Origin of the sequence: Cellulomonas sp. NTE-D12 (genome assembly GCF_027923705.1) — a bacterium.
Lineage (GTDB): Bacteria > Actinomycetota > Actinomycetes > Actinomycetales > Cellulomonadaceae > Cellulomonas.
In genome coordinates this window covers 2,489,332-2,506,937 of record NZ_AP026442.1, presented here as the reverse complement: position 1 = coordinate 2,506,937, position 17,606 = coordinate 2,489,332, and the positions used below count along the sequence as shown (strand labels likewise).

The window sequence follows — 17,606 nt, the reverse complement described above, 5'->3', positions numbered from 1 at the left end:
GTGCCGCGGAGCCGTCCGGCGGAGCTCGGCGCTCACCAGCCGACGATGCGTTGACCGCGCGCCGTGGTGCCGGCCGCCTGCTGCGCCGTCGAGAGCTGGGCCGGGTCGACCAGCACGACCGCGTCCGGCGCCTCGTCGAGGAGGGCGCCGACGACCGCGCTGTCTGCGCCCGGCGTGAGGAGCACGCGCGAGGCCGTCTCGTTGGCCTGCTTCGTCCAGCGGCCGGTCACGGCCAGGTACCACTGCTGCGCGTTGAGTCGGCTCGCCGCGGTGACGGGCAGCAGCAGGGTCGGCTGCGAGGACTCGAGCGGGTGCGCCGCGGCGGTGAGGATGGAGCCCATCGGCTCGGGGGCCTGCGCCGGGGCGGTGAACTGCCGATGGCCGTCGATGGTGAGGCCGGTCAGCTGAGCGGCCGCCACGGCGGCGACGACGCCGGCCAGCACGTGGAGCACGAACCGTCGGGTGGATCGCTCCGGGCCCCGTCCGGGGAGGGTCAGGGCACCGGCGGTCAGGCCGGACAGCCCGACGGCGATCACCGCCAGGCTGACGAGGCCGACGCCCAGCAGCAGCTTGTAGAAGTAGTACGACAGCGCGCCTGCGGAGTGCAGCTGCCATGCGCCGACGGCGAGCGCCGCGAGCAGTCCCACGACCGGCGTGATCCCGTGCCAGGCGAGCCCGCGTCCACGGGCGGACGCCGAGGTCCACAGGCAGAGCGCCACCGCGCCGAGGGCGACCGCGACGATGAACCCCGGCTCCGGTGCGTCGATCCCACCCCGGATCGTCAGCACGCTGCCTGCCGACAGGCCGGAGATCACGTGGAGCGGTCCCAAGGTCCCCACCGCCACCACCGCGAGCACGAGGCCGGTGGCCGTCCACCGCCGCCGGCTGGCTCGCCAACGGGCCCTGGTCACCGGGACGGCCAGCACGGCGGCGGCCGGGAGAGCCACGGCGAGCAGGAGGATCCACGCGTTCGCCACGCCGACGACGAGGCCGCCGAGCGCGGCGACCTGCAGCGGCATCGCGACCCGCGGCATGCCCGCGACCAGGAGCGGGACGCACGCGGCGAGCGCAGCCGCGTAGACGAAGTTCGGGAAGCCGCCGACGAACGCCGACCCGCCGGGGCCCGTGACGAACCCCGCGACCAGGAGCGTGGCGGCAGGCAGCGCGAGCATCGGTCGTCGCCGCAGGCTCGGCAACGAGCAGACGGCCGCAGCGAGCAGACCGCCGAGCAGGACGAGCATCCAGGCCTCGGCGTGCAGGTAGGCCACGAGGACGGCGGCCGGGTCGTCCGTCGCTCGCGTCCCGCCGACCTGGAGCAGCGTCGCCACCACGGCGTGGTACCCCTGCGGATAGTCGGAGAACTGCCACACGGTACCCGCCGGGGCTGCCAGCCGGTCCACCGTGACGCCGTTGCGCAGCAGCATCTGGACCATGTCCAGGTGCGCGGAGTTGTCCCAGCCGGGCAGCAGGGCGCCGAGGGCGGCGGAGCCGGACCGCACGCGGAGCCAGCCCGACACCACCCAGGCGGTGGCGAGGGCGGCCAGGAGCGGGATCGCGTCGACCGGCCGCACGGTCGGCAGCATCGCGCGGGCGCGGCGGCGGACGTCACGCCGACCACCGGAGACGAGCCACGCCGCGAGGCCGCCGACGAGCAGCGAGCCGATGAGCCCGGCGCGCCCGAGGCGACCGAGGGGCAGGTCCGCCCACCACAGCAGCGGGGTGGCCCCGAAGAGGAGAGCGCCCGTCAGGAGGATCCGGCGCGAGAGGAACCGTGACGTGGGGACGGCGAGCACCAGGACGGTGCCGAGAGCCACCGCGGTGAGCCCCATCGGCGGCAGGACCAGCCGGACGGCGGCTGCCCCGAGCGCCGCGGTCAGGGCGACGACGAGCACCGCGACGGTTCGGCGGGCGGAGCGCCCGGGGACGTCGGAACCGGTCGGCGCACCAGAGGTCGGCTCGAGGCCGGGCGGCTGTCGCCTCAGCAGCCCCGTGGTGGTCATGCCGTCACCGTGACAGGCGGGGCGGAGGGGGCCGTGCGGGGCCGCCGGAGACGACGAGCCGGACGGGGGAGGGGAGGCGACGGCGCCGCACCGCTGAGCACGGCGGAAGTGTCCCACCGCGGGGGGCCTCCTAGCACAGACCTCGTGCTCTGGCACGCCGAGTCGTGGCACGTGGCGGAACCGCAGTTCAGGAGGTCCTGTGAGGAGGTCGGGTGCACGACCCTCCGCGGTCTCCTCGCGCAGGGGGTGTCGATACCATCGAACGGCTCCTGGTTCCCGATCCGAGGTTGACGTGCTCCGAATCACCCAGGCGACCCAGGCCTATGCCTGGGGCTCGTCGAACGCACTGCAGGACACGCTGGCGCTGACGCACGACGGAGTGCTCGCCGAGGCGTGGATGGGCGCGCACCCGTCCGCCCCGTCCCTGGTGCTGGACGACGGGCTCGACGACCTCGTCGAGCTGCTGCGGCAGACGCCCCGTGAGGCGCTGGGCCTCGACGTGGTCAACCGCTTCGGCCCGCAGCTGCCGTACCTGCTCAAGGTGATCGCCGCCGAGCACCCGCTCTCGCTGCAGGTGCACCCGCACATCGACGCCGCCCGCGCCGGCTACGACGCGGAGGACGCCGCCGGCGTCCCGATCGACGCGCCGCACCGCAACTACAAGGACCGCAACCACAAGCCCGAGCTGGTCTACGCGCTGACCCAGTTCGAGGCGATGTGCGGGTTCCGCGCCCCGCGCCGGGCAGCGGAGATGTTCGCCGACCTCGACTGCCCGCTCGCCAAGGAGCTGCACGGCATCCTGGTGGAGAAGCCGTCCACCGAGGGCATCCGCGAGGCGTTCACCCGCCTGCTCGACCCGGCGACCCGGCCCGGTCCGGAGGAGGTGGCCCGGCTGGCCGAGGCAGTCGCGGCCCGGCTCGCCGACGGGTCGCCGTCACCCCGCACCGACCGCACCGTCGGGCTGCTGCAGCGGGAGTACCCGGGCGACCCGGGGGTGGTGACGTCGATGCTGCTCAACCCCGTGACGTTGCAGCCCGGCGAGGCGATGTTCGTGCCGGCGGGCGGCGTGCACGCGTACCTGCACGGTGTCGGCGTGGAGATCATGGCGAGCTCGGACAACGTGCTGCGCGCGGGGCTCACCCCCAAGCACGTGGACGTGCCGGAGCTGCTGCGCAACGTCGACTACGTCGCGGCGCCTCCGATCCGGATCGCCCCGGAGGTGTTCCACGGCGCGACCAAGGTGTTCTACGCCCCGGTGGACGACTTCGAGCTGTCCGTCACCGAGCTGGCCGACGACGACGACCACCCGCTCCCCGGCCGGGGTCCGCGGATCCTGCTGGCGCTCGCGGGGGAGCTGACGGTGGCGACGTCGAACGACGGCACCGTGACGCTGACCCAGGGCCAGGCCGCCTTCGTGCCGGCGAGCGACGGCCGCCTGACCGTCCGGGGTCGGGGACGACTCGTCCAGGCGGACGTGCCGTAGCAGACCGGCCGACGTCTACAGCCGGTCGGACGTGACGCGCTCCGAGGTGGTGAGCGCGGTGGTGCGTGCGGCGTCGAGCCGCAGTGCCGATGCGAAGGCGTCGTCCACCAGGACGACGGACCCGGCTGCCGACAGGACGCCGAGCACGTCGACCAGCGTCGCCGCGAGCTCTCCGGCGGGCAGCAGCACGCGTTGGGCGTCGTCGGCCGTGGGTCCGGCGAACAGGTCCGCGTGGACGGTGGTCCCCGTCGGCGTGACGAGCGCGGGCGAGCCGGCCTGCACCGGCGGGGCCCAGGCGAGGCGGTCTGCGTACGTCATCACGGCTGCCGCCGCGTCGATCGCACCGGCCGGCAACGCTGCGTCGAAGCGCCGGGCCAGCGCCGGCAGGGCGACCGCGACGAGGTCACGGGCCCCGAGGTGGGCGGTGGGGCGGTCCGTCACCACCAGGTCCGCCGTGTCGTCGGCCGGGGACGGATCGCCTCCGGGCGTGACGACGCACGCGCCGACACGCCATGCCGCCAGGGCCCAGACCACGGACCGCCAGTGCGCGGGCAGGTCGAGCAGCACGCGGTACCCCGGCCCCGCGTCGAACTCCTCCACCAGCAGGTTGGCCGTCTTGGAGACCCAGTTGTCCAGCACCGCGCCGGAGAGCTCCACCCGCTCGCCGTCGCCCGAGTACCAGGTGAGCCGGGGTCGTCCCGGATCGGTTCGGAGCACGGTGAGAAGGTCGGAGACCGATCGGGGGGTGGGAGCCACGCGGCAAGGGTAGGCACGTGGGCCCCGGACCTCGGCGCGAGCCCGGACGGCGCAGCGCCGGCGGCCCGGATGGCACCGCTCCTCCTGCGAGTCGATGGATACGGTTCGGCCATGGATCTCAGCAGGCTCAGGTCGTGGGGCGTCGCGCACGTCAAGCCGCACGTCCCGGCGACCGTGTGGCGGCTGCTCCGGGCCACCGGCGGCGCACCGTCGTCCCGCCCGTCGATGACCGAGCTGGCGGTGCTGCACGGGACGGACAAGTGGGGCGTGCACCGCTACACCGACCACTACGAGCGCCACCTGGGGCACCTGCGGGACCAGCCGTTCGCCCTGTTCGAGATCGGGATCGGCGGGACGGCGCGGGCGGGTGCGTCGCTGCGCATGTGGCGGGACTACTTCCCGCACGCCCAGGTGATCGGGCTGGACGTCGACGACCGCCTCGCGGTCCGCTCGGACCGCATCCACCCGTACGTGGGCAGCCAGGTCGATCCCGACGTGCTGGACCGGATCTTCACCGACTTCCCCGACGTCCGCGTGGTCGTCGACGACGGCAGCCACCGTCCCGAGCACGTGCGGGAGACGTTCCGCCTCGTCTTCCCTCGGCTGCCGGACGGTGCTGTCTACATCGTCGAGGACACCCAGACGTCCTACTGGCCGGCATGGGGAGGCAGCGACGACCTCACGGCGGGGACGACGACGATGGGGCTGGCCAAGGCCCTCATCGACGGCCTGAACTGGGAGGAGTGGTCGCCGCCCGGGTACGAGCCGTCGTACACCGACGTCAACGTCACGGCCGTGCACTGCTACCACAACCTCGTGATCGTCACGAAGGGACCCAATCGCGAAGGCACGGGGCGGTCGAGCTACGAGGCGGGCGACCCCGCCGAGCACGACGCGGTCGCCGTCGCGGCACCGGCCGAGCTCGAGGCGGAGGTCGAACCGGCACCGGAGGGGCCCGATGCCTCGGCCGCCCCCGTTCCCCACGCTCGGTCGGCCGTCTCGGGCCTGACGCCGTGGTCGGACGCGCTCCTCTGGACCGGCCTCGGCGCGACGGAACCGCGCGTCAACGTCGTGCTGCCCGAGTTCCACCCGGGCGCGCTCTTCGCCGGCGTCAAGACCGCCGTGGAGGTCGGCGCGGAGCTCGGCCGGCTCTCCGGCCGGCGCCTGCGGCTCATCACGCTCAACGTCGGCCACGGCTCGCCGGAGGCCTCGCTCCAGGCCTCCACCTGGCTGACCGACCGGTTCCCGGGCACCGACTGGCAGGTGGTCAACCGCTCAGAGCTCGACGGGGCCGAACTGGGTCGGTCCGACCTTTGGCTGGCCACGCACTGGCTGACCGCGCACGCCCTCGACGTCGCCGCCCGTGCCGAGCGGTTCCCGGCAGCACGTGTGCTCTACCTGATCCAGGACTACGAGCCCGGCTTCGTCGGGTGGTCCACCGACTCGGCGATCGCCGAGTCGACGTACGAGGCCGGCTTCGGTCGCCTGGTCAACTCGCGTCCGGTCGCCGACCTGCTCGAGGCCCGTGGGCACGGGGGGGTGGACCCGGACGTGGTGTTCTCGCCGGCGTTCGACCTGGAGGAGCTGCGGGTGGCGGCGGAGCGCCGCGTCCGGAACGAGGTCCCGGTCGTCTACCTGTACGGGCGGCCGTCGAAACCCCGGAACATGTTCGGCCTGGGCGTGGCGACCCTGCGACTGGTGGCGGAACGGCTCGAGGCGCTCGGACGGCCGGCGACGTTCGTCATGGCGGGGGAGGCGGGTCCGGACGTCGACCTCGGACCGGCGACGCTCGTCAACCACGGTGTGCTCGACCGACCCGGGTACTTCGACCTGCTGTCCCGCGTGGACGTCGGGCTCTGCCTCCAGGCCAGCCCTCATCCCGGTCACGCCGCCTTCGACGTGGCGATCTCCGGTGCCCTCGCCGTCACCAACGAGCTGAACGGTGCGCGAGCGGGGTTCCATCCCCGGATCACCGCCGTCCCGGCGCACCTGGACACCCTCGCCGGTGCCGTCACGGAGCACGTGCTCGGCTGCGGCGCGGGAGCTGCGGGTGCGTACCTCCCGCCCGGCGACCAGCTGGGTGGGACCCTGCATGCCGCCGCCGAGGCGGCGTGGCGCCGACACTGGCAGGCGCTGGTCTGACCGACGGTGGACCGGCTGCCGCGCGCTGTCGGCGCGGCGGCCGACCGGCCGACAAGGTCAGACGGCGGCGGTGTGAGCGGCGTAGAACGCTGCCGCCATCTCCCGAGCTCGGGCGAGGGGAACGTTGGCCTGCAGCTCGGCGCTGGCGCGCTGCAGACGTTCGGGCCCGTGCCGAGCGTCGAGGCGCTCCGCCGAGCGCGCCAGCAGGGGGACCCGCACGGCGTCCTGGTAGCTCGCCGACTTCGCGTGGAAGATGTACGTGTTCGTCAGGATCCCCAGCCGGTAGCCGGCGTCGACGGCCCGGAAGCTGAAGTCGTTCTCCTCGCCGTAACCGTCGGCGAACGTCTCCTCGTCGAACCCGCCGAGCTGCTCGAAGGCGGCCCTCTTGACGGTGAAGCAGAACCCGTGGACCAGCGGCGCGTACGTCAGTGCGCCCCATCTGCGCCGCGCGAACATCGCGTCGAGGTCCGCCGGCGTGACGCCCGGCGGCAGGGGGTTGATCGCGGTCTGGTTCGCGACTCCGGTTCCGCTGGTGGAGGGGACCGACTGGAGGGACGCCGCGTTGGAGAGCGGACCGACGACGGCCAGTCGACGGTGCCGGTCGAGGGCGGTGGAGAGCCTGTCGAGCGCCCGTGGCGGGACGATCGTGTCGCTGTTGAGGAACATCACGTTCCGCCGCCGACCCGCTCGGGCACCGTCGTTCACGGCCTTCGTGTAGCCGGTCCGCTCGACGTGGCGGACGAGGGTCGCGCCCGTCGCCGCGGCACGCTCGTCCAGCAGGGTCCGGGTCGGCTCGTCCGACGCGTCGTCGACGAGGATCAGGGTGCCCCGGCCGCGGAGGGCCGCCTCCACGGAGTCCAGGCACGCGCGCACGTGGTCGGGGGCGTTGTGCACCGGGATGACGACGTCGAGATCGAGCATGTGCGGACTCTACTGAGCCCTACGCGCGAGCCCGGACCGCGTCACGGGGTTGGTCCGACGTCTCGTTGCCGCCGCGCGAGCGGGCCGGGCGCGGCCCGATGAGGGTCGGCACGCCGCCAGGGTAGGGCGACACGCCGAGGCTTCCAGAATTCACCCCGGACGAGGCGGACAAATACCACGGGTCCGGTTGACTCCCCAGAACGACACGCGTGTAATTCATGGCAACCGCGGTGGCGCGGGGCAGTGATCTGGCAGGCCGGTTCGACTACTCGACAGCCCGAGGACAGCCCACAGACCCAGGCAGCACCGAGCACCAGACCCGCACGGAGGCACGTATGTGGAACCTGCTCGACGACGACGACGAGAGCTTCCCGTCGGACGCGAAGGTGGTCGGGTCGGTCTCGGCGTCCAACGTGCACGCCCTGTTCGGGGAGGCCGAGGACGACGGCCTGATGGGGTGGCAGGAGCGCGCACTGTGCGCGCAGACCGACCCGGAGGCCTTCTTCCCGGAGAAGGGCGGCTCGACGCGCGAGGCCAAGAAGGTCTGCACCCAGTGCGAGGTCCGGGCCGAGTGCCTGGAGTACGCACTGGCCAACGACGAGCGGTTCGGCATCTGGGGCGGGCTCTCGGAGCGCGAGCGGCGCAAGCTCAAGCGGCGTGTCGTCTGAGGACCACCTCCGCGAGGCCCACGGCGTCGCGGGAGTGTCGCAGCCGGGGAGGCACCCGGCAGCGTCGCATGATGGCGCGAGCATGACGCAGACCGTCCAGGGCCCAGCCGCCCCCACCACCACGACGTCGTCGATCCCCGTGACGGCGCCGGTGACCGCCGTCGTCGTCACCGCGGGGCTCACCCGCTACCTGCCGACGACGCTCGCCGCCCTCGCGGCACAGGTCAGACGCCCGTTGCGGGTGCTGGTCGTGGACGTCGGCGGGCCGGACGGCGTCGCGGCGGCGCTGGACGAGGCGTTCGCGGGCTCCCCGGCCCCGGCACCGCGGCTCGCGCGCACGACGGCACCGGGGGCGAAGACCTTCGGCCAGGCGGTCACGCGAGGGCTGCTGACGGTGGCCGAGGCCCTCGGCGAGTCGCCCACGCCGTGGCTGTGGCTGCTCCACGACGACAGCGCGCCGGCGCCGACCGCCCTGCTCGAGCTGATGCGTGCGGTGAGCCACGCGCCGTCGGTGGCCGTCGCCGGCGCCAAGCAGCGGACGTGGACCGAACCGGAGCGGCTGCTCGAGGTCGGCCTGCGCACCACGCGCTGGGGCCGGCGGATGTCCGACGTCGAGGCCGGTGAGCTGGACCAGGGCCAGCACGACGGGCGTACCGACGTGCTCGGCGTCGGCCTCGCCGGTGCGCTCGTCCGGCGCGACGTCTGGGACGCGTTGCGCGGCACCGACGCCGCGCTCGGCCCGTTCGGCGACGGGCTCGACCTGTCCCGCCGCGCGCGTCTCGCAGGGCACCGCGTCGTGGTGGTCCCGGCCGCGGTCGTGCGGCACGCTCAGGCCCTCTACCAAGGACTCCGGGACGCCGACGCCGGCCCCGAGACGGACCTCGACGGTGACGGTGAGCCGGACCTCGGCGACCCGCGACGGTCGTTCGCGGCGCGCCGGCGGTCCGCGGTGCACGCCCGGCTCGTCGCAGCACCGCTGCCGCTCGTCCCCTTCGTGGCCGTCGTCGGCCTCCTCGCGGCCGTGGTGCGCGCGCTCGGTCAGCTGGCGGTCAAGCAGCCGGGGCTCGCCGTCGCCGAGGTGACCGGCTGTCTCGCGGCGCTCGGCAGACCCGGGGCCGTGCTCCGCGCGAGGCGGGTCGCCGCCCGTACCCGCGCCGTCCCGAGGCGGACCCTGTGGCCGCTGCAGGCCGGTCTGCGCGACGTGTGGACCCAGGAGCAGGATCGGCGGCTCGCTCGGCTCGAGGCGCGGAAGGTGCAGCGCGCCCCGTCCGAGCTGGAGCTCGGCGAGCTCGCCGCGATGGCGACCCGCCGGCGGTGGACCGCCGTGGGGCTGACGGCGGTGCTCCTCGTGGCGTCGCTCGCGGCCTTCGGGCGGCTGCTCGGACCGGTCGTGGGTGCGGGGGCTCGCTTGGTCGGGGGCGCTCTCGCGCTGAGCTCGTCCTCCGTCGGGCAGCTGTGGCGGGCGGCGTCCTCCGGCTGGGTGCGGGACGGTCTGGGGCAGCCCGCTCCGGCGGACCCGCTGCTCACGGTGCTCACGGTGCCGACTCTCCTGGCGGGGCACACGCAGGCCGTGGTGGACGTGCTGATGCTCGGTGCCGTGGTCCTGTCCGGCATCGGCGCCTGGGCCGCTGCCGGCGCGGCCACCCGGTCCGCGGGCGTGCGTGCGTGGGCGGCTTTGGTCTGGGCGGCCGCTCCCGCCCTCCTGCTCGGCATCGGCGGAGGTCACCTCGGCGCCGTCGTCGCCCACGCCGCGCTGCCGTGGGTGGCGCTCGGCATGGCGCGCGCCGTCGGGGTGCAGCGCGTGGACCAGGTGCTCTCCGGTCTGGTCACGGTGCGTCGGGGGGACGACGAGGACGAAGGCATCGTCGACCTCGACGAGGACGCGGAGCCGCAGGCCGCTGCGCCGAGCGCGCCGACCACGGCGATCCCGTCGCCCCGGCCGGCGCCGACCCCCGCGGGCGGCGTCGCCTCGGCGGCCGGCAGCGTCGGGGGTGCCCCGGTCGCTGCCGCCGTGCCGTCGGACGGTTCGTCGCCGGAGCACGTCGGCGAGCCGGTCCCCTCCGGGGACCTGGAGCCCGGACCTGCCCTCGTCGGGACGCCGGACCCGACCGGCTCCGTCGCCGGGGCGGCCGGTGCCGCTCTCGCGCTCGCCGTCGCGGTCGCCGGCGCACCCGTGCTGCTCGTCCCGGCCGTCGTGCTGGCGGTGGCGGCGGCCGCGACGGCACCCCGCCGGCGCGGCCGGCTGCTGCTGGTGCCGGTCCCGGCCGTCGTGCTGGCGGGTCCGTTGCTGGCCGAGGTGGTCCGCCGCGGGGTGCCGGGGCTGCGGCTGCTGCTCGCCGAGCCCGGTCTGCCCGCGCAGTCCGTCCCCAGCGGACCTCTGCTGCGGCTGCTCGGCGTACCGACCGATCCCGGCGCCCTCGTGCCGGCCGGGCTGCACGGCATGGTGGCCACCGGCTGGCCGCTGGCACTCGTCGGCACCGTGCTGCTGCTGGCCGTGCTGGCGCTGCTGCGCGGCGCTGCGGTGGCCCGCGGCGTGCGTGTCGGATGGCTCGTGGCCGTCGTCGGACTGGCGGCCGCCACCGTGCAGGCGCAGCTGCCCGCCGTGCACGACGCCGACGGGGTCGGTCGGGCCTGGGTCGGCGCGTCGTTGTCGTTGGCGCTGCTCGGTCTGCTGACCGCGGCGACCCTCGGCACCGACCGGCTGCAGGCGAGGTTGACGCGGTCGACGTTCGGCTGGCGCCAGCCGCTCGCGGTGCTCGGGAGCGTGGTCGTGGTCGCTGTCGCGGTCGGCTCGCTCGCCTCGTGGGTCTGGACGGCGCCCGGAGCGACGTCGCTGCGGTCGCTCGGACGTCCGGTGGTGCCGGCTGTCGCGCAGCAGGCCCAGCAGGGTGCCGACGCATCGCGGGTCCTCGCGCTCAGCGCGACGACCGACGGCGTGTCGTGGGAGCTGCTGCGGGGCGACGGTCTGGACCTGGTCGACCAGGCTGCTGCGGTCCAGACGGGGTCGCTGGGCGGCGGGCTGCGCTCCGCGACCGTCGTCGCCGCCGACCCGGCGACCACGGAGCTCCGCACGCTGGTGGCCCGGCTGACGAGCACGGCGCCCGGCGACGTCGCCGGCCCGCTCGGCGGCCTGGCGGTCGCCCACGTGGTCGTCCCACCGCTGCCGGTCGGCACCTCGGACACCGACCCTGTGGCCGGCGCGCGGGCGCAGCTGGTCGGCCGGCTCGACGCGACTCCGGGACTGGAACGCGTCACCGAGAACGCGTCCGGGACGTTGTGGCGGGTGCGTCCTGCCGTCGGCGCGGACGGGTCGCCGGCGCCGACGGTGGTGACGTCGTGGGCGCGGCTGGCGAAGGCGGCCGGTGACGTGACCGATCCGGCGACGGCCGTGACAGCGGTCGCGGCGACCGACGCGAACGTCGACACGACCGTCCCGGCGGGTGCACCCACGCGGGTCCTCGTCCTGGCCGAGCGCGCCGACCCCGGCTGGCACGCCTGGCTCGACGGACGACCGCTGCGGTCGGTGCAGCTCGGCTGGCGCCAGACGTTCGAGGTCGGTGCTGCAGCAGGTCACCTGGTGGTCCGCTACGACTCGCCGACCCGGTCCGGGTGGTTGGCGCTGCTCGCCGTGACCGGGGTGGTCACCGGGCTGCTCGCGCTGCCGATCCGCCGGCGCCGGGCAGGTCGCTCGTGAGCGCCCGTCCCGCCGTGCAGCGGGGGCTGCGTGTGCTGTCCGGTGTGGCGGTCCTGGCGCTCGCGACGGCCACGGTGGTCGGTGCGAGCCGGCTGCCGGCGCCGAGGAGCGCCGCGGACGGTCCGGCCCTGGTCGCCGTCCCCGCCTCCGCCGCCACCGCGGTGTGCCCGGGCCCGCTGATCATGCCGAAGGCGTCCTCCAACGCGAGGTTCAACCCGGCGCCCGTCCCGCCCGCCACCTCGGTGTCCGTGCTCTCGGCGCCCGACGAGGGCACGTCCGGGGCCGGCACGGTGCGTGCCCTCAGCAGCTCCGCGGTGCTCGCACCGCTGTCCTCGGACGTGCCTTCCGCAGCGCTGACGGGCACCACGGGACCCGTCGTCGTGCGCGCCGAGCCGGGCAGCACCGGTGGTGCACGCGTCGCAGCGACCGCGGTCGGCCTGGTGACCGACGGTGACCTGCGAGGCCTCTCGGCCGAGACGTGCACGGCACCGACCTCGGACGCGTGGCTCGTCGGCGGCTCGACCGACCTGGGCCGCACGGCCGTGCTGGTGCTGGTCAACCCCGGCAGCACGGCGGCCGAGGTCGGGGTCGAGGCGTGGGGGCCCAACGGACGACTCGACCTGGCCGGTGGCTCGCAGGTGGTGCCGCCGCACGGCAGCCGGTCGGTCACCCTCGAGGCGGTCGCGGCGGCGCAGCGGTCGATCGCGGTGCACGTGCGGGCCACCGGTGGACAGGTGTCCGCCTGGGTGCAGGACGGCGCCGTCCGGGGCTTCACGCCCGCCGGTGCGGACCTCGTGGTGCCTGGCAGCGCGCCGGCCCAGCGCGTCACCGTCCCCGGGCTGCTCGTGGAGGCCTCCACGGTGGACAGCCCGGACGCGCCGGTGCTGCGACTGCTCGCACCGGGCGCCAGCGGCACCAGGGCGACGGTGAGCCTTCTCGGGTCCGACGGTCCGGTCACGCTGCCGGGTGCGGGCACCGTGGACCTGGCGGCCGGTTCCGTGACCGACCTCCCGCTCGGCGGGCTCCCCGCCGGGCAGTACACGGTCGTCGTCGAGGCGGATCAGCCTGTGGTCGCCGCCGCGGAGTACTCGCGGGTGGGGACGCCCGGTGCGCTGGACACCCAGCCGCGGGTCGAGCGGGCCTGGGCCGCCGCCGCGCCACCTGCTGCCGGGCTGGTGGTGCCTGCGCCCGGGACGGTCGACACGCTCGTGGTGGGCGCGGTACCGCGGTCCGGCGACCCCACGGCCCAGGGGTCCGGCGCGGCCGCCTCCGTCACCGGGACGCTGCGCCTGCTCCGGTCCGACGGCAGCGTGCTCGACGAGCACCAGGTCAGCGTCGACGCCGGGACGACGGCAGCGTGGCCGCTCGCGAAGCTGGTCGCCGATCCCACGCAGGTCGCCGGGGTGTCGCTGATCACCACGGACGGCCCCGTCGACGCGTCCTGGGCGCTGGTTGCGGAGCGCGCACAGGCCGACGGCACGCTGGTGTCCCTGCTGCTGCCGGCTCCCGAGCCCGCGGCTGCCGGCAGGATCGCCGTCCGCCAGGACCCGCACGTGGGACTGGGCTGACCGCCTCAGCGGGCCGCGCGGAGCTCCACCTGCTCGCGCAGCCACAGCCCGCTGCGCAGCACCAGGCGCACCGGTGCCAGCCGCCAGCCGGTGTACCGGCGGGACAGGTACCGCCAGGCGCTGGCGTGGTGCGCGCGGATCATCGGGGCCGGTCGCGACCGCCACGACGTGCCGCCGATGTGCGTGACGGCCACCTGCGGGACGTAGAGGTTCACCCAGCCAGCGGCACCGAGCCGCTCACCGAGGTCCACGTCCTCGAAGAACATGAAGTAGTCCTCGTCGAAGCCGCCGACCTGCTCGAACGCCCGCCGTCGCAGCACCAGGCACGCGCCGGACAGCCAGCCGGCCGCACGCTGCGCGCCGACCGTCTCCTGACGTGCCTGGTACGCGCGCGTCCACGGGTTGCCCGGCCACACCCGGCCCAGCACCGCGTGGCCGACGCCCTGGGTGAGCGACGGCAGCTCGCGTGCCGAGGGGTACACGCTGCCGTCGGTGTTGAGCAGGGCGGGTCCGACGGCGCCGGCCTCGGGGTGTGCGGCGGCCGCGTCGAGCAGCCGGTCGAGCGAGCCTGCGGGCCATTCCAGGTCGGAGTTGGCCACCACGAGCCACTCGGCCGTCGCGTCCATCGCACCGACGTTCGCCGCGGCCCCGTAGCCGAGGTTGCGACCGGGCACGACCAGGCGCGCACCGTGCTCGTCGGCAACCGCCCGCGACACGGTCTGGTCGTCGCCGTTGTCGACCAGCACCAGCTCGAAGGGTCGCGAGCTCGCCGTCCGCAGACCGGCGGCGAACCGCGCCAGCTCCGGTCCGGGGTGGTAGACGACGCAGACGACGCGGACGGCCGGGATCGGGGTGCTCATCGTCCGGACAGGCTATCGGCCCTCGCCGTAGCGGGGGTCCACGTCCTCCGGTGACCGGCCGAGCAGGTGCGCCACCTGCTCCACGACCACGTCGTGCACCAGCTCGGCAAGGTCCGCGCGGTCCTCGGCACGCGCCTCGAGCGGCCGCCGGTAGACGACGATCCGGGCCGGCAGCCCCGCGTCGGACGGAAAGCACCGGCCCAGCGGCACCCCGCCGCGCTCCCAGGGTGCCGGGTTGGACGGCGGGACGTCCTCGACGGCGAACTCCGTACCGTCGAGCTGCCGCGCCCACGTCCGCTCGAGCTCCTCGACCGCGTCGAGCACCAGGTCGTCGAACAGCTCCGCACGGGTCCGGTAGGCCGGCAGCGTGCTGGGCAGCAGAGGGCCGCGGGGACCGCGACCGCGACGGTCACGACGACGGACGGGCGCGGCCGGGGACCCCGCGTGGGCGGCCGGGGCCCGCGACGACGAGGTCGGCTCCGGGAGTCGGTCACCGGTGCTCTCCGCGTCCGCCGGGCGACGTCCCCGACCGGGCAGCTGCCCGGGGAACGAGACCCGGCGAGAACCTCGTGACCTCACCACCGGAACTCTAGTCGCCGCCGCCGGGCGCACCCGAGGCCGGGGCACCGTCCGGGGGTGTCCCGGCCGAGGTGTCGCACCTGCGTTGTAGCGTCAGCGCGTGCGATCCGTTCGGCAGTGCTCCCGCTCGGCGTGCGCGCGCCCGGCGGTGGCGACGCTCACCTACGTCTACGCGGACTCGACCGCGGTGCTCGGCCCCCTCGCCCAGCTGGCGGAGCCGCACTCCTACGACCTGTGCGCCGAGCACGCCGAGCGACTCACCGCGCCGCGCGGCTGGGAGGTGGTCCGGCTGCTGCCCGACTTCGAGCCCGCGGCCCCGAGCCACGACGACCTGCTCGCCCTGGCGGACGCCGTCCGTGAGGCCGGTCGACCCGCCGTCGCGGTGCTCGAGCCGGAGCCGGTGGCGCAGCCCGTCACGCCGGACGGTCGCCGTCGCGGACACCTCCGCGTGGTGCACGGCGAGGAGAGCGTGCGGTGACGCGGCGGCGCGAGTCCCGTCGCGTCGCCGAGGGGCCCGTCCCGTTGGGGTCGGTCAGCCAGGGCAGCGGGCCGCTGCTCGAGGGGACGCGCGAGTGCCAGCGTTGCGGCTCCACCGACCTGGTCCGCATCCGGATGAGCACGCCGACCGGGCGCGCGGCTGTGTTCGTCTCCTGCCCTGCGTGCGAGCACCGTGCGTGGTTCGCGCTCGACGGGGACGGGACGCCGCTCAGCGACGAGGACGTGACGGGCCGCCCCGCGGGTGGTCCCGGGGCCGGCCGGTAGGCTCGTCGGCGCCCTCGACGCCAAGGAGCCTGACCCGTGACGGAAGCTGACGACCCGGACCGCCTGCTGGCGGTGCTGCGGGACGCCGTCGACCTCCGGAATGCCCGCACCCTGCACGTGGTGGTGCACGCCGGCACCCAGGGCCATGCCGAGGTGCTCCAGCAGCTGCTGGCGGACGGCCCGGTCCGGCTGACGCTCGTCAGTGGCCCCGGAGCGGACCTGTCCGACCTGCGCAGCGTGGTGCTCGAGCACGGCGCCGACGCGGGCGCGGTGCTCGCCGGTGGCCGGGTGCACCTCCTCGACGAGCGAGGTGAGCCCGTGCCGCCGTCGACGGTGCTCACCGTCGTCGGCCTGCGGCTGACGGCGGCGGAGCTGGCGGCGGGACGCGTCCCCCTCGTGCTGCACGACGACCTGACCTCGCGGGCGGTGCCGGACCTGCTCGCCGCTGCTGGTGCGGCCACGGCACGCGTGCACCGTGCCGAGCTGGCGGAGCAGCTGGTCGTCCAGGACGCCGTGCTGGGCGGCGGCGCCGACGGCGCGCTCGTCGCCCGGGACGCCGGTCCGGCGACCGCCGGCCTGCTCGCGCTGGTGCACGTGCTCGCCGAGCTCGGTCGTCAGCCGCACACGCTGTCGGTGCTGGCCGAGCTGTACCAGCCCTACGTCACGGCGGGGCCGATCGCCGTCGAGGTCGCGGACGCCGACGGCGCGGTGGCGCGGGTGGTCGAGGCCTACGTGACCCGACCGGGCGGCGGACCGGTCGAGTCCGAGGAGGGCGACGGGCTGCTGGTGTCCCACTGGGACGCCCCACCTCCGTGGTGGTTCGCGGTGCGGCCCGCGGTCGACGGTGTGGAGCTGACGGTCGAGGCGGCCGACGAGGACGTGCTGGACAAGGTGCGCGACGACGTCCTGTCGTTGCTGCGGACGGGGGAGGACCGATGAACGAGCCGGCGACGAGCCTGGAGCCCTGGGCACGAGAGCTGCTGCGGTGCCCGGTGACCGGGGCGACGCTGACCGACGAGGTGGGCCCGGACGGGCAGCCCGAGCTGGTGTCGACCGACCCCGACCGGCCGCTGGCGTACCCCGTCCGCGACGGCATCCCCGTCCTCCTCGCCGACGAGGCGCGGCCGGTCACCCGCGGCTGAGCCGCCGTCGGTGCGTGGTCGCCTAGGCTGACCTGCGTCGACGCAGGCCGCACGACCGGGGGAGACGGGTATGGCGCACGAGGGCGGCACCAGGGCGATCATGGCGGCGCTCGCCGCGAACCTCGGGATCGCCGTCACCAAGTTCGTCGCGTTCCTGCTCACCTCCTCCAGCTCGATGCTCGCGGAGTCGGTGCACTCCGTCGCCGACTCCGGCAACCAGCTGCTGCTGCTGCTCGGCGGCCGCCGCGCCCGGCGCGTGCCCGACGAGACGCACCCCTTCGGCTACGGCCGCGAGCGGTACGTCTACGCCTTCATCGTCTCCATCGTGCTGTTCACGCTCGGTGGCCTGTTCGCGCTGTACGAGGCGTGGCACAAGTGGGCCGACCCGCACCCCCTCGAGGGTCGCTGGTGGTGGGTCCCGCTCGTCGTGCTGGCCATCGCATTCGTGATGGAGGCGTCGTCGTTGCGCACCGCCGTGCGGGAGTCGGACGCCGCACGGGCCGGTCAGTCCTGGCCGTCCTTCATCCGCACCGCCAAGGCGCCCGAGCTGCCGGTGGTCCTGCTGGAGGACTCCGGGGCACTGATCGGTCTGCTGCTCGCCGGGCTCGGTGTCGGCCTGACGCTGCTGACCGGCGACGGCCGGTGGGACGCCGCGGGGACCGCCGGCATCGGGGTGCTGCTGGTGCTCATCGCCGCGGTCCTCGCGGTGGAGACGACCTCGCTGCTGCTCGGTGAGGCGGCGTCCGCGGCGGACGTCGCGGCTGTCCGCTCGGCGCTGGTCGGCGACGGGGTGGCCTCCGTCATCCACCTGCGGACGCTGCACCTCGGGCCCGAGGAGCTGCTGGTGGCGGCCAAGATCGAGGTCACCGCGGACGACAGCGCCGCGGACATCGCCGCCGCGATCGACGCTGCGGAGGTCCGGGTGCGCTCGGCGGTGCCGATCGCGCGCGTGATCTACCTCGAGCCGGACCTGCGTCGGACGGCGCCGTCGTCCTGAGGCCGCACCACCGCGAGGACCGGCGCCGGGGCCG

At 75.2% G+C, this 17,606-nt stretch carries 15 protein-coding genes; 10 read left to right on the top strand and 5 right to left on the bottom strand.

Annotated elements, in window-relative coordinates; all coding sequences use genetic code 11:
- Window positions 1–32 precede the first annotated feature (32 nt).
- Complete coding sequence (locus QMF98_RS11580; RefSeq protein ID WP_337973172.1) at window positions 33–2,000, bottom strand: hypothetical protein; 1,968 nt, start codon at window positions 1,998–2,000, stop codon at window positions 33–35.
- A 292-nt stretch (window positions 2,001–2,292) separates the two neighbouring features.
- On the opposite strand from QMF98_RS11580, the gene manA reads away from it, so the two are divergent.
- On the top strand, window positions 2,293–3,483 hold the full coding sequence (manA, locus tag QMF98_RS11575) for a mannose-6-phosphate isomerase, class I (RefSeq protein ID WP_337973171.1): 1,191 nt from the start codon (window positions 2,293–2,295) through the stop codon (window positions 3,481–3,483).
- A gap of 15 nt (window positions 3,484–3,498) precedes the next feature.
- On the opposite strand, the gene QMF98_RS11570 is transcribed toward manA, so the two are convergent.
- Window positions 3,499–4,239: a TIGR03089 family protein gene (locus QMF98_RS11570; RefSeq protein WP_337973170.1), complete on the bottom strand. Its 741-nt coding sequence runs from the start codon at window positions 4,237–4,239 to the stop codon at window positions 3,499–3,501.
- Between the two features lie 111 nt (window positions 4,240–4,350).
- Between QMF98_RS11570 and QMF98_RS11565 the strand changes: the two genes are divergently transcribed.
- Window positions 4,351–6,381 carry a rhamnosyltransferase WsaF family glycosyltransferase gene (locus QMF98_RS11565; RefSeq protein WP_337973169.1) on the top strand — a complete coding sequence of 677 codons (2,031 nt, stop codon included), beginning with the start codon at window positions 4,351–4,353 and terminating at the stop codon, window positions 6,379–6,381.
- 57 nt (window positions 6,382–6,438) lie between these two features.
- On the opposite strand, the gene QMF98_RS11560 is transcribed toward QMF98_RS11565, so the two are convergent.
- Window positions 6,439–7,302 (bottom strand): glycosyltransferase family 2 protein, encoded by an 864-nt coding sequence (locus tag QMF98_RS11560; RefSeq protein ID WP_337973168.1) that lies wholly within the window; start codon window positions 7,300–7,302, stop codon window positions 6,439–6,441.
- A 335-nt stretch (window positions 7,303–7,637) separates the two neighbouring features.
- Here QMF98_RS11560 and QMF98_RS11555 point away from each other — a divergent pair, with 335 nt between their 5' ends.
- From QMF98_RS11555 to QMF98_RS11545, 3 genes are all read left to right on the top strand, one after another.
- A complete protein-coding gene (locus tag QMF98_RS11555) occupies window positions 7,638–7,970 on the top strand; it encodes a WhiB family transcriptional regulator (protein WP_337973167.1) in 333 nt (110 codons plus the stop codon).
- Window positions 7,971–8,052: 82 nt separating this feature from the next.
- Window positions 8,053–11,664, top strand: coding sequence for a glycosyltransferase (locus tag QMF98_RS11550; RefSeq protein ID WP_337973166.1), 3,612 nt, complete (start codon window positions 8,053–8,055; stop codon window positions 11,662–11,664).
- Window positions 11,661–13,232 carry a DUF5719 family protein gene (locus tag QMF98_RS11545; RefSeq protein WP_337973165.1) on the top strand — a complete coding sequence of 524 codons (1,572 nt, stop codon included), beginning with the start codon at window positions 11,661–11,663 and terminating at the stop codon, window positions 13,230–13,232. The genes QMF98_RS11550 and QMF98_RS11545 overlap by 4 nt, the downstream gene beginning before the upstream one ends.
- Window positions 13,233–13,237: 5 nt before the next feature.
- Here QMF98_RS11545 and QMF98_RS11540 read toward each other — a convergent pair whose 3' ends face one another.
- Complete coding sequence (locus QMF98_RS11540; protein ID WP_337973164.1) at window positions 13,238–14,092, bottom strand: glycosyltransferase family 2 protein; 855 nt, start codon at window positions 14,090–14,092, stop codon at window positions 13,238–13,240.
- A 12-nt stretch (window positions 14,093–14,104) separates the two neighbouring features.
- Window positions 14,105–14,671, bottom strand: a complete 567-nt coding sequence (locus QMF98_RS17040; protein WP_490715608.1) for a metallopeptidase family protein — start codon at window positions 14,669–14,671, stop codon at window positions 14,105–14,107.
- Window positions 14,672–14,771: 100 nt separating this feature from the next.
- On the opposite strand from QMF98_RS17040, the gene QMF98_RS11530 reads away from it, so the two are divergent.
- The 5 genes from QMF98_RS11530 (at window position 14,772) to QMF98_RS11510 (ending at window position 17,572) form a co-directional block, all read left to right on the top strand.
- Window positions 14,772–15,149, top strand: coding sequence for a DUF3499 domain-containing protein (locus QMF98_RS11530; RefSeq protein ID WP_263729267.1), 378 nt, complete (start codon window positions 14,772–14,774; stop codon window positions 15,147–15,149).
- Window positions 15,146–15,433, top strand: coding sequence for a hypothetical protein (locus QMF98_RS11525; RefSeq protein ID WP_337973163.1), 288 nt, complete (start codon window positions 15,146–15,148; stop codon window positions 15,431–15,433). The genes QMF98_RS11530 and QMF98_RS11525 overlap by 4 nt, the downstream gene beginning before the upstream one ends.
- Before the next feature lie 36 nt (window positions 15,434–15,469).
- Complete coding sequence (locus tag QMF98_RS11520) at window positions 15,470–16,372, top strand: phosphohexomutase domain-containing protein (RefSeq protein WP_337973162.1); 903 nt, start codon at window positions 15,470–15,472, stop codon at window positions 16,370–16,372.
- On the top strand, window positions 16,369–16,575 hold the full coding sequence (locus QMF98_RS11515) for a Trm112 family protein (protein WP_291759210.1): 207 nt from the start codon (window positions 16,369–16,371) through the stop codon (window positions 16,573–16,575). Before QMF98_RS11520 ends, QMF98_RS11515 begins: the two co-directional genes overlap by 4 nt.
- A 70-nt stretch (window positions 16,576–16,645) precedes the next feature.
- Complete coding sequence (locus QMF98_RS11510) at window positions 16,646–17,572, top strand: cation diffusion facilitator family transporter (protein WP_337973161.1); 927 nt, start codon at window positions 16,646–16,648, stop codon at window positions 17,570–17,572.
- Window positions 17,573–17,606 lie beyond the last annotated feature (34 nt).